Source organism: Tahibacter sp. (assembly GCF_032229445.1).
In the GTDB taxonomy this organism is placed as follows: Bacteria; Pseudomonadota; Gammaproteobacteria; order Xanthomonadales; family Rhodanobacteraceae; genus Tahibacter.
In genome coordinates this window covers 101,695-123,719 of the sequence record NZ_JAVTWC010000122.1, presented here as the reverse complement: position 1 = coordinate 123,719, position 22,025 = coordinate 101,695, and the positions used below count along the sequence as shown (strand labels likewise).

Here is a 22,025-nt window from a genome sequence, read left to right as displayed (position 1 = left end):
GCTCGTAAGAGCGCGTGGGAAGGGGAAAAATGTGGGCCTGTTCAGTCCGAAAGCGCCGCCGCTGATTGGGGTGGACATCAGTTCGACGGCGGTCAAGCTATTGCAGCTCAGCCAGTCGGGTGGTCGCTACCGCGTCGAGCACTACGCGGTCGAACCGCTCCCGCCCAATGCCGTGGTCGAAAAGAACATTGTCGAGGTCGAGGCCGTTGGCGAGGCGATCCGTCGCGCGCTGGGCCGTTCCGGGGCCAAGACAAAGTTCGCCTCCGCCGCAGTTGCGGGTTCCGCGGTGATCACCAAGGTGATTCCGATGCCCGCCGATCTGTCCGAGGAAGACCTCGAAGGCCAGATCCAGGTCGAGGCAAATCAGTACATCCCATACCCGATCGAGGAAGTCAGCCTGGACTTCGAGGCGCTGGGGCCGGTCAAGGACAACCCCGACATGGTCAACGTGCTGTTGGCCGCGTCTCGCACCGAGAACGTCGACTTGCGCGTCGCCGCGCTGGATCTGGCTGGACTGTCGGCAAAAGTCGTCGACGTCGAGGCCTTCGCGATGGAGAACGCCTTCAAGCTCATCGCCGACCAGCTCGCTGTGTCCAAGGATGCTGTCGTGGCTGTCGTTGATGTCGGCGCGACCATGACCACGCTGATCGTCCTAAAGAATCAGCGCACGATCTATTCACGCGAGCAGGTGTTCGGCGGCAAGCAGCTGACCGACGAGGTCATGCGCCGCTACGGTCTTTCCTATGAAGAGTCCGGCCTCGCCAAGCGTCAGGGCGGTCTGCCCGAGTCCTACGAAATCGAGGTGCTGGAGCCGTTCAAGGAAGCGATGGTTCAGCAGATCAGCCGTTTGCTGCAGTTCTTCTTCGCCGGCAGCGAGTACAGCAAGGTCGATCAGGTCGTGCTGGCCGGCGGCTGCGCGTCGATCGCCGGAGTGGCGGACATGGTGGAAGAGCAACTGGGCGTTCCGAGCGTGGTCGCCAATCCGCTGGCGAACATGTCGCTGTCCTCCCGCGTGCAGGCTCAGACGCTGGCCCAGGATGCGCCGGCGTTGATGATTGCCTGCGGGCTTGCGCTGAGGAGCTTCGACTGATGGCAAAAATCAATCTATTGCCCTGGCGCGCCGAACGGCGCGCAGTGCGCAAACGCGAATTCCTCGTCATGCTCGCCATGGCAGGCGCGGCTGGTGTCGCAGCGTTCCTCGGCGCGATGTTCTGGATGGACGCACGCATCGAAAATCAAGTCGACCGCAACACCTACATGCAGGCGCAGATCAAGGAAGTCGAAAAGAAGCTCGAAGAGATCAAGGAGCTGGATAAGACGCGCGGCAAGCTTCTGCAGCGCAAACAGGTCATCGAGCAGCTGCAGGCAAACCGGTCGCAGATGGTGCACATGTTCGACGAGCTGGTGCATACGATTCCCGAAGGCGTACGGCTGACCTCGCTCAAGCAGGTCGGTGACATCCTGACCCTCGAAGGCGTGGCGCAATCCAACGCGAGCGTCGCGACCTATATGCGCAACGTCGAGGCGTCGCCGTGGCTGGGCCATCCGGACCTCAAGAAAACCGAAATCAAACGCACCGCCGAGAAGCGCATGCCGTATGACTTTGCGATGGATGTGAAGCTGCGCAAACCGGCCGGATCGGAGGAGAACCCCGACGGCACCACTACTGCGGCACCAGGCACGCCGGGTGTGCCGCCGCCGCCGGCCGCACCGGGAGCCAAGCCATGAAGCTCTCTGATTTCCGGGACCTCGACTTCCAGAATTCGGGCAACTGGCCTCAGGGCGTGAAGATGACGTTCTGTGTGCTCCTGTTTGGCGTGATCTGCCTTGCGGGCTGGTATTTCCAGATCCGCGGCCAGCAGGAAGATCTGGAAACCAAGCAGAAGCAGGAAGTGTCGCTGAAGGCTGACTTCCGCATCAAGCAGGCCAAGGCCGTCAATCTGGAAGCGCTGCGCCAGCAGCTCGAAGAAATGAAGGACATGCTGCGGCAGATGCTGCGGCAGTTGCCAAGCAAGACGGAAATGCCCGAATTGCTGGTAGACATCTCGCAGACTGCGCTGTCCTCCGGCATCGAAAACGATCTTTTCCAGCCCGGCGCCGAGACAATCAAGGAGTTCTACGCCGAGAAGCCGATCACGCTGCGGATGGTGGGCTCGTATCACCAGTTCGGAACGTTCATCAGCGGCGTGGCAACGCTGCCTCGTGTGGTCATTCTGACGATGCACGACGTCTCGCTGCGGCCCCAGGCCGGCGCCGCGCCGGGAGGTGCCAAGCCCGCGCTGACGTCCGGCACGCTCGCGCTCGAAGGCACGGTCAAGACTTACCGCTATGTAGAGGACGACGAGACGCCGAGCGGAACGCCCGGGACTCCGGCGGTCCCGCCGGCGCCAGGTACGCCGAGACCGGCTGTGCCAGCCGGGCACGGGGGAGGACCATGAGCATGCGCTTGCGAACCATTGTTGTGTCTGCCCTGGCCGTGCTGATGCTGGCGGGCTGCACGGCGGGACGTCGCGACCTGGAGGACTGGGTCGCGGCAGAGAAGGCCAAGAAGGGAGCGCCCATCGAGCCGCTGCCTGTGGTCAAGACATTCGAGACCTTCGAATACAAGAGTCAGGACGGGCAGGGCCAGGATCTGCGTGATCCCTTCAGCCCGAGTCCCGAAGAAGCGCGTGAGGAACAACTCGCTGACGGCGGCAACGGGCCACGCCCGGACCAGAACCGCACGCCCGAGTTGCTGGAGAAGTATCCGCTCGACGGTCTTTCCATGGTGGGCACGCTGGGTATCGGCGCTGCCATCGAAGGACTCGTCAAGGATCCGGATGGTGTCGTGCACCGTGTGCGCGCCGACAACTATCTCGGACAAAACTACGGTCGCATCACGTCGATCGCCGAAGACCGTATCGAACTCGTCGAGCTGGTTCCCAACGGGGCCGGCGGCTGGATGGAGCGCCAGGCGTCCATCGCGCTCGGTGACCAATAAGAGGCCCTTGGGGGTAACTTTCATGACTACGACAGCTGCCAACAACCTGGGCCACACATCCGGTCCCGTGACTCGCCTCCTGCGCCGGTGCGTTCCCGCACTGATGCTCGTCGCGTCTCTGGGCTCCGGTGCGGCCAGTGCCGAGAACGTGCTCGAGAAGATCAGCTACAACACCTTGCCGGGCGGCAAGGTGGAAGTGATGCTGCAGCTCTCCGGCCCGGCGATCGATCCACAGATATTCACCACCGACACGCCGCCACGCATCGCGCTGGATCTGGCCGACACGCGCAGTGCCCTCGCGCAGCGCAACGTCGAGATCAATACTGGCTCCACTACGGCCGTATCCGCCGTCGAGGCGGCCGGGCGCACTCGCGTCGTGGTCGATCTGGTCCGTCCGTCGAGCTACGAAAGCAAGATCGACGGTCGCAACCTGATCCTCACCATCGGCAACGGTGTCACCGGTTCGGCCACGGCCACGGCCATGGCGGGCAATGACCCGAACAAGGCCATCGCCGCGCGCGGCGTGGAAGTGTCGAACATCGATTTCCGCCGCGGCAAGAGCGGCGAGGGCCGTGTCGTCATCACGTTCACCGGCGAAGGTGCCACCACCGACGTCAAGCGCGACGGCGACAACATCACGCTCGATCTGTACAACGCCCAGTTGCCCTCAAACCTGGCCCAGCGCCTCGACCTGCTCGATTTCGCCACGCCGGTGCAGTTCGTCGAGGCGCGCTCGCGCGGCAACGGCGCGCGTCTCGAAATCACCGCAAAGGGACCTTTCGAGCAGCTCGCCTATCAGTCCGGCAACGAGTACGTGCTCGAGATCGCGCCGAAGAAGGCCGATGCGGAGAAGAAGAAAGACAAGAACGCCGAGCCCGAATACGTCGGTGCCCGCGTCACGTTCAACTTCCAGGACATTCCGACGCGCTCGGTACTGCAGCTGATCGCCGACGTATCGGATCTCAATATCGTGGTAGCCGACACGGTGACCGGCAACGTCACGCTGCGCCTCATCAACGTGCCGTGGGACCAGGCGCTGGATCTGGTGCTGCAGGCCAAGGGTCTCGACAAGCGCCGTCGCGACAATGTGATCTGGGTCGCGCCGCAGAAAGAAATCGCCGACCGCGAGCAGGCACTGGAAGATGCGCGCATCGCTTTGGAACAGCGCGTCGAACTCGACTCGGCCTACATCAAGGTCAGTTATGGCAAGGCCAAGGACATCGCGGCGCTGCTGCAGAGCCGCGGCGGCGGCGCGGGTGCTGGTGGTGGTGGGGGTGGGGGTGCGGGCGGCGGCGCTGGTGGCGCCACCACGTCGGCTGAGCTGAACCGCGGCTTCCTGTCGGCACGCGGCTCGGTCACCTTCGACGAACGCACCAACACCCTGCTCGTGAATGACACGCCGGAAAAGATTCTCGAAGTCCGTGATCTGGTATTGACGCTCGACCGACCCGTACAGCAGGTACTGATCGAGTCGCGCATCGTCATCGCGACCGACGACTTCGCCAAGGAACTCGGCGTTCGCTTCGGCGTCAGCGGCGGGTACGAGGACAACAACGGCAACGTTGTGTCGCTGTCGGGCAGCCAAGCCGCCGCGGATACGATGGCCAACGTCGCCCTCAACAACCGCTTCAACGGTGATCGCGGGACACCGGTCAGTGCACCGGGTGTCATTCCGGGCGGCATCGCGGTTCCGGCGCTGGGCAACCGACTCGGCGTCAACATGCCAGCGGCGACGCCGGCCGGCAGCTTCGGTCTCGCCATTCTCGGCGCGGACTATCTGCTGGATCTGGAATTGTCGGCGGCACAGACCGAAGCGCGGGGCGAGGTGATCTCCAGTCCGCGCGTCATCACGGCGAATCAGCAGGAAGCCGTGATCAAGCAAGGCCAGGAAATCGGCTATGTGACCTTCCAGCAGGGCTCGGGCGGTGGTGGCGGCCAGGCCACCGTGCAGTTCAAGGACGCTGTGCTTGAACTCAAGGTGACCCCGACGATCACCAACGACGAACGCGTGGTGCTCGCGCTCAATGTGAAGAAAGACAACATTGCGGCCCTGGTGCCGAACCCGGGCGGCGGCTTCGTGCCGCAGATCGACAAGCGCGAGATCAATACGACGGTGCTGGTCGATGATGGCCAGACCGTGGTGCTCGGCGGCGTCTATGAGGTCGAGTCGCGCGACGACATCAAGAAGGTACCGTTCCTGGGCGACATTCCTGGTGTGGGTGCCTTGTTCCGCAACAAGAAGAACAGCAATGAGAAGGCGGAGCTGCTGATTTTTGTAACGCCGCGCATTCTCAACGAAAGCCTGAAATAACGCTTGAGCTCGCACACGCCCGGTCATCCGGGCGTTGCGGCCATAAACGCAATGCAATTTGCGAGCTTGGAGAGACGACATGAGAGCTTTTAATCGATGCTTCGGCCTGCTGGCGGCCAGCTTGATGCTGGCCAGCTGCGGCGGCGGAGGCGGAAGCGGCGGCGATGGTGCGTTTCAGCCCACGCCGAGCGGAACTCTGACAATAACGGCGACGACCACGACGTTGCCGCTGAAACGTGACAGCGGTCTTCCGTTCATCGGCTCTCCCTACATCGCGGAAGTCGACATCACCTGGCGGCGTGCCAACGGTGATCTGGTCAGCGGGCAGGAAGTTTCGGTCTCGATCAACCCGGTGACGATTGCCTCGTTCTCGACGCTCGACGATCCGACGACCAATACAGAGTTCGAAAACGGCGTTTATGTTCGCGGCAACGAATTCTGGGACCGGCTAGGCAGCGGTCCGGTTGACGTGACGGGCGGGCACGCGACGGTTTTCGTGCATTCGGCGGATACCGCTGGCACTGCGACGTTGACCGTCACGGCGCGCGACACCGTCTCGAACACCACGATCTCGAAGACGCTCCAGTTCACCGTCGCGAGCATTACGTCGTCGCTGCCGGCATCGATCCGGACTACATCGGCACCGAACCATGTATACCTGCAGGAAACCGGCGGCGTCAGCAGCGCCATCATTACTGCACTCGTTCTCGATGGCGGCGAGCAGTACGTGCCGAATCCGGGTTCGGGCAACAGCTCGTTCAACAACGTCCAGTTCGAGGTCGTCGGCGGCGCCAATTACGGCACGCTGAGCGCGCTCGGCGCCGGTGGCTCGACCACAGGTCCCGTCGTCAAGACGCGTACCGTGCAGGGTCTGGCCTCGGCCTCGTTCCGTGCCGGCACCATCCAGGGACCGGTACAGATACGGGTGATCGCCGACCGCGCCGACAACAACGTCGACAACGGTATCTCCGATCCGCTCGTCATGACCGAAAGCGTCGTCGTCTCTGATGGCAAACTGTTCAGTCTGGCCATTACCTCGCCGACCGAGGACGCGATCACGACAGGCAGCATCACCGGCAGTACTTCACCGAACGGCACGTATTCGCTGGTCGTCAGCGCACTCGCCACGGACCGACAGGGCAACCCGGTTCCGGCAGGTACCTCGATCCGCTTCGGTGCGATCGACGGACCCGCGTACGGCTTCCCGTTCGAAGGCCCGGGCCGTCTCCTGATCGCCGGCACGGACGGCGACCCGCAGGAATCGGGTACGCTGTTCACGTCTCTGACGGGCTGCTTCACGGGTTTCATCAAGCCGACCGACCCGCGCTGCTCCAGCACAGGACCAGGCGAACGCGCGGGTCCTGGCGACACGCTGCTGGTCTTCGGCGATCTCGTACCAGGCAACCGCGATCTGGAATCGGCACGCACGGTTGCGACGGTGAACACCTCGATGAGCCTGAATGTCACCGTGCCGTTCAATCGCAACGACGACAGCGGCAACATCGTCAACAGCGGTTCCGTGCTTCCCTACGTGATCGGTCGCGCGATCGATTCCAATATCCGCGACAGCGGCAGCTTCAACGGCGGCGTGCTTGGCGTCACCAACGAGAACGGCGTCGCGACCGCGGTGCTTAACTATCCGAACAATCGCCTCGGCAAGCTCGTCTACCTGTTCGCGCAGGGCGACGGCGTCGGCGCAGGCGGCGCGATCAAGAAAGTCACCGATATCGGCTCGTATCGCTTCGCCGGCATTGCGGATCTCATTCTGACGGCCAATCCCGAGGAAATCACCGGCAATTCGACGTCAGCCGTCACGGTCTGCGTGGTCGACGCGCTCGGCGCGCGGATGCAAGGTCTCGCGATCCGCTTCTCGTTCGCTGGGCTGCCGCCGGGCGGCCAGGGCTTCGTCGACAACATTCGGGGTTCGGGTGTCGTGGAAGACCGTACCGGCGCCGACGGCTGCACGGTCGCGCTCGTGCGCACGCTGGGTGTCGGTCAGGGCGGCGGCGGTGGCACTGACCAACCGCGCGTTGTCTTCTCGTACGGCGAATACAGCGATGACGTGATCATCGGTGACGGCGGCGCAGGTTCCCTGACGGCCGCGCCGAGCTCGTTCCGTGGCACCGGCGGCACGATCACCCTGACCCTGCGTGACGGTGCCGGCAATCCCGTCCCAGGCGTGAACATCAACACCCAGTGCACGGGCGACGTCAGCATCCAGACTCCGGCCGGCGTGACCAACGCGCAGGGCCAGACCACGGCGGTGATCAATGGCGACAACCTCAACGGCTATGGCGATCCGGGCGACGGCGAATGCGTCTTCACCGCCTCGTCGGGCGAGGAGACGACCGTGACGTTCACCGGCATCGACCTGTGCGAGACGACGATCAGCCCGCCCCCGCCGCCTGGACTTTGCGGAACGACGACGACGCCGATCCAGCTGACCGTGGCCGTCGCGCCGACGCCGGCCGGCCCGGTCGCCTGCGGCCTGACCGTCGCGAGCACCCCCGCAGGAATCACCTGCAGCGCACCAGCTGGCGGCGGCTCGCAGACCTGCAACGCGTCCTACGACCAGGGTACGTCCGTGCAACTGGTGGCCGTCGGTACGGGCACCAGCTGTCCAGCCAATACTGCGCCGGTGACCGGTGTGCCGCCTGCAACGCCGTACAAGACCATTACCTACAGCGGCGGCTGCACGCAGAACGGTCCGCTCAGCGCGACTGTGGCGCTGAATTCGGCACAGAGCTGCAACGTCACGGTCACTGTGACGCCGTAGCACTAGCGCTGAACGGGTAAAGACGCAGGGGCCGCCGCAAGGCGGCCTTTGCTCTTTTTGCACGCCGCAAGGCCGCGCTCGCGGGTACCGACGCCCGCCAGCCCCTGCTAGCATCGGCGCAGCACAGGGAGCTGCTCATGTCCGCAACCTCTTTTCGCGTCGACGTGCCCGCCGGCAGTGTTCTGTTTCATCAGGGTGATGCGCCGACTTCGGCCTTCCTGCTGGAAACCGGTTCCATCGAAGTCACCACGGCGCAGGGCGCAAACTCTCGCCGTCTGGGCGTGCTCGGACCCGGCGACCTGCTCGGCGAAATGGCCGTACTCGACGATTCGCCGCGCACCGCGACGGCGCGCGCATTGTCCGACTGCGTGCTGATGCCGATAGACCGCAAGCAGTTCGCCGAGCGACTCGACTCGGCCGACCCGGTCGTGCGCGCGCTGCTGTTGAGCCAGATCTCGCGCTATCGCTCGGCGCTGGCGCAGCTCTCCGGTCAGTCTGAGCCTCTGTCCAGCGCAGTCCCGACGCCGCGCACCAACGACGCATTGCTGGCGATGGACAAGATTCGCCTCGAAAGCCATCTGCGCGAAGCGCTGGACAAGGGCGATCTCGAAGTGCGCCTGCAGCCCATTCTCGACATCGAACGCAACCGCATCGCCGGCTTCGAGGCGCTGACGCGCTGGACCCACCCGGAGCGTGGTCCGGTATCGCCGGCCGAGTTCATCGCGCTGGCCGAGGAAACCTCGCTGATCGTGCCGGTCGGCGACTATGTGCTCGACCAGGTTTGCGGCGCCCTGCAGCACCTGCGCGGCCGCGTCAACGGTGAGCCGGTCTTCGTCGCGCTGAACGTGTCGGGTCGCCAGCTCGACGATGCCGCGCTGCTGGATCGCTTTCTCACCGTCGTGCACGCCCACGGCCTGAAGCCGGCGCAGCTGAAGATCGAAATCACCGAAAGCCTGGTGCTGAACTACGAGCAGGTCGCCGGCATCATCGCTCGCTGTCACGCGGCCGGTCTCAAGGTCGCGCTCGACGATTTCGGCACCGGCTATTCCAACCTCGGTCATCTGCACAAGCTCGAGTTCGACACGCTGAAGATGGATCAGGGCTTCGTGCGCCAGATGCACGAACCGCGCTGCCTGGCGATCGTGCGCGCCGTCGTCGCAATGGCGCATTCGCTGGGCTGCGATATCGTCGCCGAAGGCGTGGAGACGCCGGAGCAACTGCAGGCGCTCGGCGCGCTCGGCTGCACGTACGCGCAGGGTTACCTCATCGGCAAGCCCATGCTGCTGGAGGATGCAATCGCGCTGGTCTGAACCTGGCCCGGCCGTGCCGTTGGTCGGGTAGCGCTGGGCCTGCGCCCTGCGGCAAACTTTCCGGCCTGGCCGCGGTCCAAGTCGGCCGTCCCGACTTCCTGGCGACCCTTTCCATGGATCAACCCGAAACGCAGCGTGTGCCGACGCTGATCGACACGTTCCGCGCGCTGCGCGATGACCTCTCCGGCTGCATCATCGGCCAGAGCCATCTGGTCGACCGTCTGCTGATCGCCCTGCTCGCCGACGGCCATCTGCTCGTCGAAGGCGCGCCGGGGCTGGCCAAGACCACCGCGATCAAGGAGCTGGCCAGCCGCATCGAGGCCGACTTCCACCGCGTCCAGTTCACCCCGGATCTCCTGCCCGCGGACCTCACCGGCACCGAGATCTACCGCCCGCAGGAGGCCCGCTTCGAATTCCAGCGCGGCCCCATTTTCCACAACGTCATCCTTGCCGACGAAGTCAACCGCGCGCCGGCCAAGGTGCAGTCGGCGCTGCTCGAAGCGATGGGCGAGCGCCAGGTCACCATTGGTCGCACGACCTATCCGCTGCCGCCGCTGTTCCTCGTCATGGCGACGCAGAATCCGATCGAACAGGAAGGCACCTATCCGCTGCCCGAAGCGCAGCTTGACCGCTTCCTCATGCACGTCACGATCGGCTACCCGGACGCCGATTCCGAAGCGGCCATCCTCACGCTCGCGCGCGCTCGCGCCCGCGCCGAACTGCAGCACGTATCCGCGCCACCGCAGCGTCTGAACCAGGCGCAGATCTTCGCCGCGCGCGAAGCCGTGCTCGATCTGCACCTCGCGCCGGCGCTGGAGCGCTACATCGTCGAACTCGTGATCGCCACGCGCAACGCGGCTCGGCATGGCGACGATCTCGCGCGCTGGATCTCCTTCGGCGCGAGTCCGCGCGGCACCATCGCGCTGGACCGCTGCGCACGCGCGCATGCCTGGCTCGCCGGCCGCGACTATGTGCTGCCCGAGGACATCCATGCGGTCGCCACCGACGTGCTGCGCCACCGCGTGCTGCTGACCTACGAGGCCGAGGCCGAAGGCGTGCGCACCGATCACGTCATCGCGCAACTGCTGTCGCGCATCAGCCTGCCCTGAAGCGCATGGTCTCCGGCACCGCCGCCACGCCCGCTTCCGGCAACCCGCCGACGCGCCCCGTACCACGAGGCACGTCGGCGGTTCAGGTCGACCTCGACAGCCTGATCGCCCTACGCCTTGCGGCGCGTTCGCTGGTGCTCGCGGCTTCGCGCAAGGTGGCGACCTCCCAGGCCGGCATCAAGACTTCGCGCTTCCGCGGACGTGGCGTGGACTACGTGGAATCGCGCGGCTACCAGCCCGGCGACGACATCCGCAGCATGGACTGGCGCGTCACCGCGCGCAGCGGCAAGCCGCATACCAAAGTGTTCCAGGAAGAACGCGAGCGCAGCGTGCTGCTCGTCGTCGACCATTCCCCGAGCATGCATTTCGGCACGCGGGTCTGCTTCAAATCGGTGCAGGCCGCGCGCGCGGCCGCGCTGATCGCCTGGAGCGCCATCCGCGGCGGCGACCGCGTGGGCGCTTTGGGCTTCGGCTGCGGCGTCACCGGCGAGGTACGACCCGCCGGCGGCCCGCGCGGCGTGCTGCATTGCCTGCGCGCACTGGCCGACTGGGATCTGCTCGCGCGCACCGATCGCGCCGCCGCGCCGGCGACCTTGTCGCAGGCGCTGGAACGCACGCGGCGCCTGGCACGGCCGGGCTGCCTCGTCGTGCTGCTCAGCGATGGTTTTTCCAGTGACGCGGCGGCTGAAGCACCGCTGGCGCGTCTGGCGACGCACGGCGAGGTGCGTCTGGTGCTGCTGACCGACGCGCTGGAGACGCAAGCGCCGCCACGCGGCCGCTACGCGGTCGAAGTCGGCGGCCAGCGCCGCTGGCTCGAATTCGGCGGGCGCACCGATGCACGCTGGACCGATGCGTTCCGCGAGCGCCGGGAGTTGCTGCTGCGGCAGACCCGCCGGCTAGGGATTGGCAGACTGACACTGGATACGCGCGACGATCTCACGCGCAGTCTGGCGTCGCTGGGCCTCGCCCTGGCCACGCGCAGGAACGCGGGCTGATGGCCGCCAGTCCGATGGCTGAAACTATTCCACAATTGCGCGATATCCACCTGCCGGCGGAGCCGTCCGCGTGGCCGCCGGCGCCGGGCTGGTGGGTGCTCGGACTGCTTTCGCTGGCTGCGGTCGTGGCACTGCTCTGGCTGCTGCGGCGGCATCTGCGGCGGCGCCGGCGACAGCGGCGGCTGATCGCCGAGCTCGACCGGCTGCAACCGTCGACGTGCGATGCCGCCGCGGTGCCGGTCTATCTGGCCGCGCTGTCGCAGTTCCTGCGCCGGCTCGCGCGCGCCGTGCGTGCCGATGCGGCGAACCTGCGGGGCGAGGAATGGATCCAGTTTCTCGACCGCCACGGCGATGGTTTCCACGCCTACGCGGGTGCCCTGAATGACGCCGCCTGGCGGCAGCAGGCCAGCGTCGACGTGAAGGCGCTGCATGCGCTCGCGCGCGGCCATCTGCAGCGCGTGCTGCGCCGCGAGCTGCGTGATGTTTGACTGGGCCTGGCCATGGCTGTTCCTGCTGTTGCCGCTGCCCTGGCTGGTGCGGCGCTGGTTGCCGGCAGCCGACGAGCACGGCGCGGCGCTGCATCTGCCGTATGCCGGCGTACTCGATCCGGGCGAAATCGCGGGCGGGTCGCGCCGCGCCGCGGCCGCGCGCCTCCTGGCCTGGCTGGTCTGGGTCCTGCTCGTCGCCGCGGTCGCGCGGCCGCAATGGATAGGCGAGCCCGCCGACGTGCCGCGCAGCGGCCGCGAACTGCTGCTCGCGCTCGATGTGTCGGGCAGCATGAACATCGGCGACATGACGCTCAGCGGCAGCCAGGTCACGCGTTTCCAGGCCATGCAGGCCATCGTCGGCGACTTCATCGCGCGCCGTGCCGGCGATCGTGTCGGGTTGATCCTGTTCGGCTCCAACGCCTACCTGCTGACGCCGCTGACCTTCGACGTGAAAACCGTGAAGACCCAGCTCGACGAATCGGCCGTCGGCCTGGCTGGTCGCGAGACCGCGATCGGCGATGCGCTGGGCCTTGCGGTCAAGCGCCTGCGCGACCGGCCCGAGGCGCAGCGCGTCGTGATCCTGCTGACCGACGGTGTCAACACCGCCGGGGAGGTCGAGCCGCGCAAGGCGGCCGAGCTGGCACAGTCGGAAAAAGTCAAGGTCTATACGATTGGACTCGGCTCCGAGCGGATGCGCGTCGACGACTTCTTCGGTAGCCGCTCGGTCAATCCGTCGGCCGATCTGGACGCGCCGCTGCTGACCGAGATTGCCGAGAAGACCGGGGGCCGCTTCTTCCGCGCGCGCGATACGGCGGAGCTGGCCGGCATCTACCGCGAGATCGACCAGCTCGAGCCGGCCGCCGACCAGAGCGAGCGCTACCGGCCGGTTGCCGAACTGTTTCATCTGCCGCTAGGGCTGGCATTGCTGCTGGTGCTGCTGCCGGCGCTCGATCCTCGCCGCTATGCGGGCTTCCGCCTTGCCGGTCCGAACGGGCGCAGCGATCCATGACGGCCGAATTCGTCCTGCTGCGGCCCTGGTGGCTGCTGGCGCTGCTGGCGTTGCCGCTGCTGTGGTTCGCGCTGCGCGCCGACGGCGGCGCTCAGCGCAGCTGGGCGCGTGCGATCGATGCGCACCTGTTGAAGCACCTGCTGGCCGGCAGCGAGGTGTCGCGCCGCTGGCCGCTGGCGTTGTTGGGCGGCGGCTGGCTGGTCGCCTGCGTTGCGCTGGCTGGCCCGGCCTGGGAACGTCTGCCGACACCGCTGTATCGCAACCAGGCCGCGCGCGTGATCGCGCTGGAGCTCAATCCGAGCATGCTCGCGGCGGATCTCAAGCCCAACCGGCTGACCCGCGCGCGCTTTGCGATACGCGACTTGCTCGACACGCTCGGCGACGGCCAGGTCGCACTGCTGGGCTATGCCGGCGATGCCTTCGTGGTCGCGCCGATGACCGACGACGCGGCTACAGTGCGCAACCTGCTGGCGGAACTGGACCCCGGTGTCATGCCGGTCGGCGGCAACGCGACCGCGATCGCGATCCGCCGCGGTGTGGAGCTGATCCGCCAGTCCGGTAGCGGCGGCGGCGAGCTGCTGCTGGTCTGCGACGCGGTCTCCGGCGATGCCGTGACCGCGGCGCGCGAGGCGCAACAGCAGGGCGTGCGCGTGTCGGTGCTCGCGGTGGGTACCGCCGCCGGTGCGCCGGTCAGTTTGCCACAAGGGGATTTCTGGAAAGATGCCAACGGCGACATCGTCGTGCCACGGCTGAACGCCGAGCGGCTGCGCGCTGTCGCCGACGCGGGCGGCGGCCGCTTCGTGCAGATCGACAGCGGCACCGCGGCGAACCTGACGACGCTGCTGGCAACAGCGACGACGGCCGCGCCGGGCAGCGATGGGGCAGGCGTGGAAAGCGCGCAATGGCGTGATCGTGGCCCGTGGCTGGCCTTGCTGCTGCTGCCGCTGGCGCTTGCGGGTTTTCGTCGCGGCTGGCTGCTCGCGCTGCTGCTCGCTGCCGGCCTTGCCCCGCCGCGTCCGGCCCAGGCACTGCAATGGAGCGATCTGTGGCAGCGCGCCGACCAGCAGGCCTGGCAGTCGCTACAGGCGGGGCAAGCCGAGCAGGCGGCGGCGCTGGCGCGCGATCCGGACCTGCGCGGCGCGGCGAAGTTCCGCGCCGGTGACGCGGCCGGCGCCGCGGCCGACTGGGCGCCGGGCCGCAGTGCCGACGCGGCCTACAACTTCGGTAACGCGTTGGCCCGGCAACAGCAGTACGAACAGGCCATCGCGGCCTGGGACGAGGCGCTGCGGCGCGATCCCGGCCATGCGGACGCCGCGGCGAACAAGCAGGCGGTCGAGGAATGGCTGCGTCAGCAGCAACAGCAGAAATCGGCGCAGGACAAGAACGGTTCTTCCAAGGACCAGCAGTCACCGTCCGGTGCGAAGCCCGACCAGCCAGAGCAGGGCAACCAGGACGGTTCGGACGCCGCGCAGCAGTCGCAGGACGCCAGCGCCGGCGAGCCGGGGCAGCAACAGGACGGCAAGGCCGGCCAGCAGGGTGAAGCCGCGCAGAGCGGCCAGCCGGGCGCGCAGTCGCAGGCCGACGACGCCTCGCGCGCGGCGGGCGAAACGCAGCAGGGCCAGGACCAGGCCTCGCGCGAAGGTAGGGCCAAACCCGGCGAACAGGACGACAGCAAGGCCGAAGCGGGGCAGGGTGCCCAGGCCAAGGCCGATGCGAAACAGCAGGAGGCGTTTCGCCAGGCGATGGAACGCGCGCTGAAGCAGGGCGGCGATGACAAGTCCGACGCGGCAAAGCGCGCGAGTTCGGGTGAGAAGACCGATGCCAAGCCGGGCGACAAGGCCGGCGACCAGACTGTCGCGGTGCCGGCGGAAACCGAGGCCGAGCGCGAGCAGCGCCAGGCCGTGGAGCAGTGGCTGCAGCGCGTGCCGGACGATCCCGGCGGCCTGCTGCGGCGCAAGTTCCAGCTCGAATACGAACGGCGCCAGCGCGGCGCGCAGCGCGGAGACCGCTGATGTCCTCTGCGAAGGTGCGCAACTGCGGATGGCACGCGGAATCGTCGGCGTGGCGCGGCGCACTGGTATGCCCCTGCGCACGCCGCCATGGTCGTTGTCGCGGCGCCTGCCGTACGTTGTCATCGCGCTTCATCGAACCCACCCGGCAGAACATTCCATGATCCGACGATTGCTGTTGCTGCTCGTGCTTTGCGGCTTCGCCGGGCAGGTTAGCGCCGCCGAGTCGACGCGGGCCTGGTTCGATCGCGACAGCGTGCAGCTCGGCGAAACCGTCACGCTCAACGTCGAGACGACCGAGTCGGCCAGCGAGCCGGATTTCAGCGTGCTGGAAGCGGATTTCGAACTGCTCGGCCGTTCGAGCTCGAGCTCCGTCAGCATCATCAACGGCAGCGCCAGCAGCACCATGCTCTGGGCCGTAGGTCTGAAGCCGCGCCGCGAAGGCACGCTGACCGTCCCGGCACTGCCCGTCGGCAAGAGCACGACTGCACCGGTCGCGCTGACCGTCGGTGCGGCGCCGGTCATCGCGGCCGCCAGTCCCGGCGACGATTTCTTCATCGAGGTCACGGCCGAGCCCCTGACCGCCTATGTGCAACAGCAGATCCGCGTCACCGTGAAGTTCTTCTACGCGGTGAATCTCACCGATGGCGCCGTCGAGGAACTCAGCGTGGCCGACGCCGTGGTGCAGAAGCTCGGACAGGATCGCAGCTATGACGTCGAGCGCTCGAACCGGCGCTATCGCGTGCTGGAGCGGCGCTATGCGGTGACCGCGCAGAAGAGCGGAGCCCTGCAGCTGCCGGCGCTGAATTTTCGCGGTCGCGCGCTCAGCGGCAACGACCCGAACGCGATGTTCTTCGGCCGCGGTCGCGCCGTCACCACGCGTTCGGAAGCGCTGTCCGTCGCGATCAACCCGCGGCCGGCCGGCTCTGGCGACGGCGCCTGGCTGCCGGCGCAGTCGCTGCAATTGCAGGCCGAAGGCGCCGACGGCGCGACCCAGGGCCGCGTCGGCGAGCCGCTGACGATCACGCTCACCATCGTCGCCCAGGGCCTGGGGTTCGAACAATTGCCAGAACTGGAGCTGCCGCCGATCGACGGCGCGGAGATCTATCCCGACAAGTCGGTCACGCGCTCGCGCGAGAACGGCGGCTGGATCATCGGCGAACGCAGTCGCAAGTTCGCGATCGTGCCGACGCGAGCGGGCACCCTACGCATTCCGCCCGCATCGCTGGACTGGTGGGATACCGCCGCCGATTCGGCAGCAAAGGCGCAGACCCGCGAGATCACGATCGAGATCGCCGAAGCCGCGCCCGGCGCGGTGCCGACAACGACGGCCCCGGCCGCCAGCGGAACGAGCGGCACGGCTGCGCTCCCCGGCGAAGCGGAGTTGCTCATTGCATTCTGGCGTTTTGTCGCTTTTGTTACGTTGGCCCTCTGGCTCCTGACGCTCGCGATCTGGTTCGTGTCTCGGCGTCGCGCAACTGCGCGCGCGAAGCCGAACGCGCCGGCGGCCGTGGTCTTCAGCCCGACGCGGCGCAGCTTCGAACAGGCTGTCGTGGCCGGCGACGCGGCTGCGGCAGCGCAGCGCCTGCTCGCCTGGGCACGCAGCGAAGGGCTGCGCGCTCCGCATCTCGGCGAACTGGCCGCGCAGCTTGATTCGCCCGCGCAGAGAGAGGCCATCGCGCAACTGCAGGCCGCGCTGTACGGCGGTGACGCCGGTGCCGCGACGCCGCGCGATCTCGCGACGCCGTTCGCGACAGGATTCGCGTGCGCGCCGCGCACCGCGGCGAACGAGGAAGGCAGCGTGCTACCGCCGTTGTGGAGCCGGGGCTAGCCCTCCGGTCTTCGTCAACGCAGGAGGGGCGGCTTCGGGCCTTCGGCCGTCGCGCGCCGCGGTTCAGTCCGCCACCAGTGCCGCCTGCTTGAGCGCAATGAATTGGTCGTAGTCGCGCACGTAGTCGCCGGCCTCGTAGTGGTGCGAGGCGAACACGAGCAGCACCGCGTCGCTGGAATATTTGTACTGGATACCCCAGACCATCGGCGGCATGTGCACGCCGAGTTCGGGACGGTCGAGCAGGAACTCCTGCCGGTGCACGCCGTCGTCGACGACGACGGCGACGCTGCCCTTGGTGCAGATCAGGAACTGGTGGCAGGCCAGGTGGGCGTGTTCGCCGCGGGTTTCCGTACTGGGGACGTCATAGACCAGAAAGTAGCGGCGTACCGGGAAGGGCACGTCGTGAGGGAATTCGCCGGCGCTCAGGTTGCCGCGCGGGTCGTTGACCTGACGCAGCCGATGCAGCGTCACGCCGCGCACCTCGGTGGCGGCAACGCCGGGCTGCGACGGGAATGGCGTCGTGGCGGCGGGCTTGCCGGCCTGCTGCGTGGCCGAGGCGACATAGCCGGTGATGCGTGCGGGGTTGCCCCTGACGATCGCGTGCGGCGGCACCGAACGCGTGACCACGGCGCCCGCGCCGACCATCGCGTGCTGGCCGATGCTGACACCGGGCAAGATGGTCGCGTTCGCGCCGATCGAGGCGCCGCGGCCCAGCGTGGTCGCCGCGAATGCCTCCGGATACTGCTTGCTGCGCGGGAACGGATCGTTGGTGAAGGTGGCGTTCGGTCCGATAAATACGGCGTCCTCGACGCGCAGGCCGTCCCACAGCTGCACGCCGCATTTGACGGTGACGCGGTCGCCGACGATGACGTCATTCTCGATGAAGACGTGATCGCAGATGTTGCAGTCGGCGCCGATGCGCGCGCCGGGCAGAACATGCGCAAACGCCCAGATCCGCGTGCGCTCGCCGATCTCGCTGCTTTCGCAGCAGGCCAGCGGATGGACGAAGTGGTTCATGCGGTTGCCTTTCAAGCCTTCCCCTTCAAGGGGGTGAAGGACGATGGCTTGGAGCCGAAGGCTCTCATCGTCCTGAACGCCCAACGGGCCGGATGGTTGGGTGGGGATGGTGTGGTGCTTCGAAGTTCCAGATTACTGCAGGACGCGAAAAAACGACGGACAAGATGGCCATACGCTCAACGCATTTTCGGCGCGTCGGAGCAACACCACCCCCGCCCAACCCTCCCCCTGAAGGGGAGGGCTTTTTTGGGGCCGACGAAGGGTTGAACGCCATGGTTAAACGCATTCAGACAACGGCGATGCAATCTGCAACCCATCGTGCGCGGTCAGCAATGCCTGCTCGCCGCCGCACCAGGCCCCGTCGTGGCGCGAGAAGTAGCGTGCGCGGAAACGCCGCGCGTCCGCGTCGTCGAGCCATCCCAGAGGCAGGCCCGGGAACGGCGCCAGGCACGCCAGGTCGCCGGGCTCCTGCTGCAACGGATTGCCGCCGCCGTCGAGCACCTGGACGTTCATGCCGAGGCTGCGGCACTGCAGTTCATCCGTATACACGGGTAACAGTGGACAACCCAGCGCGAGCAGGCACAGGCCGCCGGCATCGCCGCCGCAGACCGACAGCATCACGCGGTCCTTGCTGCGCGCATACACCTGCTCGATGACCGCCGGCGGCGGTGCCGCGCCGGTCGCGAGGATGGTCCGCAGCGACAGCAGCTTGTGCGAATCGCGAGGCTGCAACGCCGATGCGGCCAGCGCCGCGAGCTGTCCGGTATCGGTTGCCAGCACGGTGACGGCCTGTGCGTCGACGAGGTCCCACGTAGCGCTGTCGGCCAGATCGAGGGCGTCGCCAGCGAGTATCAGGGTCGAGCCGGCCGCGAGCGCGGAGGTAAGCCAGTACCATTCCGGCCTGCCTGGCATGGCCGCATGCAGCACGCGGTCCTCGCGTTTGAGATCGACGTGCAGCAGCAGGTCCTTGAGGTGCTGGATCAACGTACCGCCGGCCGAATGCAGGCTGGTTTCGCCATCGGCGCGGTACAGCGCATACAGCGGCTGGTCGAAGCCCGAAAGCTCGAAGGACAGCGGTACGAGGTCGTGGGCGAGCAGTTCGCCCCAACTGCGGCGTGCATGGGCTGCCGAGCCGGCGACCGCCTGGCCGACGACGATGGTCTGCGCGGTATCGAGGAAATCGTCGATGCGCTCGAGTTGCGCCTCGTCGACGAAGACGAGGCGTGGCGCGAGCGACTTCAGCGCGGCACGCAGCGCGGACGCATCCGTGTCCGGCGCCAGCGCCGACCAGACCGCGCCGACGGCGACGCTCGCGAGCATCGCGACCACGGCCTCACTGCCGTTGCGCAGTAGCCCGGCCACGATGTCGCCGGGCTTGAGGCCCTGCGCACGCAGCGCCGCGGCGACCCGCGCTACCTGCTGATGCAGCTCGGCGTAGCTGATCTCCTGCCACGCGCCGGCCGCATCGCGGGAGACCAGCGCACAACGCTCGTCGCGGATGCGCAGCAGGTTCTGGGCAAAGTTCAGGCGTACGCCGGGAAACCAGCGCGCATCGGCGATATGTGCGGCGGGCGTGATGACGTCGTGGAACGTGCCGACGGCGCGTATGCCGCAGAACTCCCACACCAGCGGCCAGAAGCGCTCCGGATGATGAATCGAGAAATCGTAGATCGCGGCGTAGTCGCGCAGGTCGTCGTTGCCGGTCTGCTCGCGCGCGAAGCGCACGAAGCGGCTGAGGTTGGCGCGTTCGACGCGTTCCGTGCCCGGTACCCAGATCGGCTTCTTCATGAGGTGTCTTACCTGTCTTCCGTGTCGCCGCGATACCGCGGTAGCCGTGCCGCCGGGGCGAAGTGTGCCAGAGCCATCGCGCCTGCGCGCTACCGCTTGTCGTCGTCGCGCGCGTTCATCAATGTGACGAAAAAAGCGGAACGAATGCTAAAACCGGTAGCGCAACTTGGCCAGGAACTGGTCCGCATCGCGCAAGCTCAGCGCGTCGACGAACAGCTCGGCGCTGTCGTCGCGTCGGTCGCGCTCTTCATAGCCGCCGCGGCTGTAGACGAGATAGAGCTCCGACTGCGGCGCAAGTTCATAGCGATAGCGCAGCTGCAGGCCGAAGTTGTTGACGCTGAAATCCTCCGCCTCGCCGGCGCGCGCAAGGCCACCCCGATCGGTGATGCGATAGGCCGTTGCGTCATGCGCGTCGACCGCGAACCACTGCAGTTTGGCACGCAATTCGTGCCGTGCTTTCGGAAACCAGTTGATGTTCAGCGCCGTGGCCCACTGCGTGCGGCGATAACTCGCGAGGCGATCGCCGTCGAGCCAGATCAGCCAGTCGCGGCTCCAGCGCGGATTGAATTCGCCGTCGATCGACAGACGGTCGCTAACGCTGTAGCTGATGCCCGATTCGAGCTGGAATGCCCGTCCGTTCACGCCTTCCTCGAACACCCAGGCACCCAGCGAGTACTGCCATTTGCCGCGGCGCGCGCTTTCGTACTCGCTGAACAGCCACTGGCGCGGGCCGCGCCAGACCTTGCCGTTGCCTCGAGCTATCTGGTCGTCGTAGCCGGCGCTGTCCACGCGCAGCTCGAGGAAATATGTGCCACCGGCGCGGAACTCGGCGTTGCGCGTGAGATAGCCGTAGGAATTCAACCGGTCGCCGTCGTCGTTCGCGCGGTACATACCGAGGGCGCGCCAGGTCACGGCGGCGGTGGCCGCGTCCGCGGGCAGGTCATTGCGTGTGTAGCTGGATTCCCAATAGGCGCGGTTCAAGTTGTTGCGCGGCATGTAGCCCGCATCGTTGAAGTCCAGCGCGTCGCCGAGGTGGGTCAGGATCGCCGTGTGCTGCAGATTTTCCGACGGCGTCGCGGTCAGGCGCAGCACGCCGCCGCTGTCCTTGCTCGTGGCGCCGGACTGGTCGATCTGCGACAGCAGCAGCTGACCTTCCAGGCGCAGGGACGGCGCGATCTGCCAGCGCCAGTCGTTGGCCAGCACATCGGCCTGACGATCCAGCGCAGGCCGGTCGACCGAGGTCACGAGCGCGCCGATGCTGGATTCGCCAAAGGTATACAAAAGGCGGCCGGCGGCGAAGCGGCGTCCGGCCTCGTCGTCTTCCTCGGCCAGGAATGCGCCGTACTTGACGTTGCCGGCGGTGCCGTTGAGCTTGAGCGCGGCGGTGATATCCGCGGCGCGGCCGCTGCCGTCGTCGGAGGCCGCGCCGACGCGGCGTGTATACAGCAGCACGCCGTCGGGCGCGCTGCGCAGGTCGAACAGCGCCTGGTTCTCGGTGAAGAACGGGCGCTTGTCGGAGTAGTAGGTTTCGATCGCGTCGAAGTTCACGACGAGTTCGTCCGACTCGACCTGGCCGAAGTCCGGGTTCACCGTCGCGGTCAGCTGGAAATCACCGCTGGGCTTCCAGAACAGATCGGCGCCGGCACGAAACTCGCTGCCCGGATGCTTGAGGTCGTACAGCGCCGATACGTAGGGAAAGAAATCCAGGATCTGTGCGCGGTACTGCGGAATGGTCACTCGCTGGAACGCGGACAGGAACACCGGGTTGCCGTAGAACGCGGTCGGCACGGCCGAGCGCTCGTTGCGTGCGGCGGTCACGCGGTCCACGTAGACCGCGACGTCGCGCGTCGGCGTGCCGCTCGCGCGCATGCTGGCAATGGTCCAGGGCAGCAGGATCTCCGCGCTCCAGCCCTCGGCGTCTTCCTGCACGGCGTGTTGCCAGTCCGCGTCCCAGTCGGTACTGAACTGGTTTTCGTCGGTGATGATCGCGTCCTCGATCGAATCGGACAGCGATACGGTGAAGTTGTAGCCGGTCTTGCCGTCGGCGTCGAAGTCGATCATGACGTTGACGCGATCGGCATTGCGTATGCGGTCGCGTGGCGTGAACGGCTTGACGCGCGCGATCGAGGCGGGCTGTTCGCAGCGGAAGGCGAACGCGATGCCCTCGGGCGTGGACAGCAGCCGCGCCTCGGTCACGACGCTCGCTGTGTCCAGCGTATAGGGCTGGGTGCGCTTGAAGTCGCGGAACACCTGCGCCTCGCGCCACTGCGGCTCGTCGATCTGCCCATCGATGCGCAGCGCGGCCTTGGCGGTCGCGCCGACGAGACAAAGCAGGGACAGGACTACCGGTCGGACGAACATGGCGTGATGGCGAGCGCACAAAAAGGGCGGTGCATGCTACG

16 protein-coding genes are annotated in these 22,025 nt (G+C 66.9%); 13 read left to right on the top strand and 3 right to left on the bottom strand.

Annotation, left to right across the window (positions count from 1 at the left end; all coding sequences use genetic code 11):
* Positions 1-31: 31 nt before the first annotated feature.
* The 13 genes from RUU78_RS22965 to RUU78_RS22905 all read left to right on the top strand — a co-directional run bounded on the left by RUU78_RS22965 (position 32) and on the right by RUU78_RS22905 (position 16,818).
* Complete coding sequence (locus RUU78_RS22965) at positions 32-1,090, top strand: pilus assembly protein PilM (protein WP_313920120.1); 1,059 nt, start codon at positions 32-34, stop codon at positions 1,088-1,090.
* On the top strand, positions 1,090-1,728 hold the full coding sequence (locus RUU78_RS22960; RefSeq protein WP_313920091.1) for a PilN domain-containing protein: 639 nt from the start codon (positions 1,090-1,092) through the stop codon (positions 1,726-1,728). The genes RUU78_RS22965 and RUU78_RS22960 overlap by 1 nt, the downstream gene beginning before the upstream one ends.
* Positions 1,725-2,438, top strand: coding sequence for a type 4a pilus biogenesis protein PilO (gene pilO, locus RUU78_RS22955; protein ID WP_313920090.1), 714 nt, complete (start codon positions 1,725-1,727; stop codon positions 2,436-2,438). Before RUU78_RS22960 ends, pilO begins: the two co-directional genes overlap by 4 nt.
* A gap of 2 nt (positions 2,439-2,440) precedes the next feature.
* A complete protein-coding gene (locus tag RUU78_RS22950; RefSeq protein WP_313920089.1) occupies positions 2,441-2,980 on the top strand; it encodes a pilus assembly protein PilP in 540 nt (179 codons plus the stop codon).
* A gap of 22 nt (positions 2,981-3,002) precedes the next feature.
* Positions 3,003-5,291, top strand: a complete 2,289-nt coding sequence (gene pilQ, locus RUU78_RS22945; protein WP_313920088.1) for a type IV pilus secretin PilQ — start codon at positions 3,003-3,005, stop codon at positions 5,289-5,291.
* A 79-nt stretch (positions 5,292-5,370) separates the two neighbouring features.
* Positions 5,371-8,067 (top strand): Ig-like domain-containing protein, encoded by a 2,697-nt coding sequence (locus RUU78_RS22940; RefSeq protein WP_313920087.1) that lies wholly within the window; start codon positions 5,371-5,373, stop codon positions 8,065-8,067.
* 137 nt (positions 8,068-8,204) lie between these two features.
* Positions 8,205-9,377, top strand: coding sequence for an EAL domain-containing protein (locus RUU78_RS22935; RefSeq protein WP_313920086.1), 1,173 nt, complete (start codon positions 8,205-8,207; stop codon positions 9,375-9,377).
* Between the two features lie 113 nt (positions 9,378-9,490).
* Positions 9,491-10,486: a MoxR family ATPase gene (locus tag RUU78_RS22930; RefSeq protein ID WP_313920085.1), complete on the top strand. Its 996-nt coding sequence runs from the start codon at positions 9,491-9,493 to the stop codon at positions 10,484-10,486.
* A gap of 5 nt (positions 10,487-10,491) precedes the next feature.
* Positions 10,492-11,481, top strand: coding sequence for a DUF58 domain-containing protein (locus RUU78_RS22925; RefSeq protein ID WP_313920084.1), 990 nt, complete (start codon positions 10,492-10,494; stop codon positions 11,479-11,481).
* Positions 11,481-11,969 carry a DUF4381 domain-containing protein gene (locus tag RUU78_RS22920; RefSeq protein WP_313920083.1) on the top strand — a complete coding sequence of 163 codons (489 nt, stop codon included), beginning with the start codon at positions 11,481-11,483 and terminating at the stop codon, positions 11,967-11,969. Before RUU78_RS22925 ends, RUU78_RS22920 begins: the two co-directional genes overlap by 1 nt.
* Positions 11,962-12,978 (top strand): VWA domain-containing protein, encoded by a 1,017-nt coding sequence (locus RUU78_RS22915; RefSeq protein ID WP_313920082.1) that lies wholly within the window; start codon positions 11,962-11,964, stop codon positions 12,976-12,978. Before RUU78_RS22920 ends, RUU78_RS22915 begins: the two co-directional genes overlap by 8 nt.
* The gene (locus tag RUU78_RS22910; protein ID WP_313920081.1) at positions 12,975-14,990 is read left to right on the top strand and encodes a VWA domain-containing protein; all 2,016 of its coding nucleotides are present in this window, start codon (positions 12,975-12,977) and stop codon (positions 14,988-14,990) included. Before RUU78_RS22915 ends, RUU78_RS22910 begins: the two co-directional genes overlap by 4 nt.
* A 157-nt stretch (positions 14,991-15,147) precedes the next feature.
* Positions 15,148-16,818, top strand: coding sequence for a BatD family protein (locus RUU78_RS22905; RefSeq protein WP_313920080.1), 1,671 nt, complete (start codon positions 15,148-15,150; stop codon positions 16,816-16,818).
* 63 nt (positions 16,819-16,881) lie between these two features.
* On the opposite strand, the gene RUU78_RS22900 is transcribed toward RUU78_RS22905, so the two are convergent.
* The 3 genes from RUU78_RS22900 to RUU78_RS22890 all read right to left on the bottom strand — a co-directional run bounded on the left by RUU78_RS22900 (position 16,882) and on the right by RUU78_RS22890 (position 21,984).
* Positions 16,882-17,835 carry a WxcM-like domain-containing protein gene (locus RUU78_RS22900; protein WP_313920079.1) on the bottom strand — a complete coding sequence of 318 codons (954 nt, stop codon included), beginning with the start codon at positions 17,833-17,835 and terminating at the stop codon, positions 16,882-16,884.
* Positions 17,836-18,111: 276 nt separating this feature from the next.
* Positions 18,112-19,623 (bottom strand): AMP-binding protein, encoded by a 1,512-nt coding sequence (locus RUU78_RS22895; protein ID WP_313920078.1) that lies wholly within the window; start codon positions 19,621-19,623, stop codon positions 18,112-18,114.
* A 147-nt stretch (positions 19,624-19,770) separates the two neighbouring features.
* Entirely contained in the window at positions 19,771-21,984 is a 2,214-nt protein-coding gene (locus RUU78_RS22890) for a DUF5916 domain-containing protein (protein ID WP_313920077.1), read from the bottom strand.
* Positions 21,985-22,025 lie beyond the last annotated feature (41 nt).

Coding starts and splice junctions, on each gene's coding strand:
- RUU78_RS22960 (WP_313920091.1), top strand. CDS start 1,090: ATGGCAAAAATCAATCTATTGCCCTGGCGCGCCGAACGGCGCGCAGTG.
- pilO (WP_313920090.1), top strand. CDS start 1,725: ATGAAGCTCTCTGATTTCCGGGACCTCGACTTCCAGAATTCGGGCAAC.
- RUU78_RS22950 (WP_313920089.1), top strand. CDS start 2,441: ATGCGCTTGCGAACCATTGTTGTGTCTGCCCTGGCCGTGCTGATGCTG.
- pilQ (WP_313920088.1), top strand. CDS start 3,003: ATGACTACGACAGCTGCCAACAACCTGGGCCACACATCCGGTCCCGTG.
- RUU78_RS22940 (WP_313920087.1), top strand. CDS start 5,371: ATGAGAGCTTTTAATCGATGCTTCGGCCTGCTGGCGGCCAGCTTGATG.
- RUU78_RS22935 (WP_313920086.1), top strand. CDS start 8,205: ATGTCCGCAACCTCTTTTCGCGTCGACGTGCCCGCCGGCAGTGTTCTG.
- RUU78_RS22930 (WP_313920085.1), top strand. CDS start 9,491: ATGGATCAACCCGAAACGCAGCGTGTGCCGACGCTGATCGACACGTTC.
- RUU78_RS22925 (WP_313920084.1), top strand. CDS start 10,492: ATGGTCTCCGGCACCGCCGCCACGCCCGCTTCCGGCAACCCGCCGACG.
- RUU78_RS22920 (WP_313920083.1), top strand. CDS start 11,481: ATGGCCGCCAGTCCGATGGCTGAAACTATTCCACAATTGCGCGATATC.
- RUU78_RS22915 (WP_313920082.1), top strand. CDS start 11,962: ATGTTTGACTGGGCCTGGCCATGGCTGTTCCTGCTGTTGCCGCTGCCC.
- RUU78_RS22910 (WP_313920081.1), top strand. CDS start 12,975: ATGACGGCCGAATTCGTCCTGCTGCGGCCCTGGTGGCTGCTGGCGCTG.
- RUU78_RS22905 (WP_313920080.1), top strand. CDS start 15,148: ATGATCCGACGATTGCTGTTGCTGCTCGTGCTTTGCGGCTTCGCCGGG.
- RUU78_RS22900 (WP_313920079.1), bottom strand. CDS start 17,835: ATGAACCACTTCGTCCATCCGCTGGCCTGCTGCGAAAGCAGCGAGATC.
- RUU78_RS22895 (WP_313920078.1), bottom strand. CDS start 19,623: ATGAAGAAGCCGATCTGGGTACCGGGCACGGAACGCGTCGAACGCGCC.
- RUU78_RS22890 (WP_313920077.1), bottom strand. CDS start 21,984: ATGTTCGTCCGACCGGTAGTCCTGTCCCTGCTTTGTCTCGTCGGCGCG.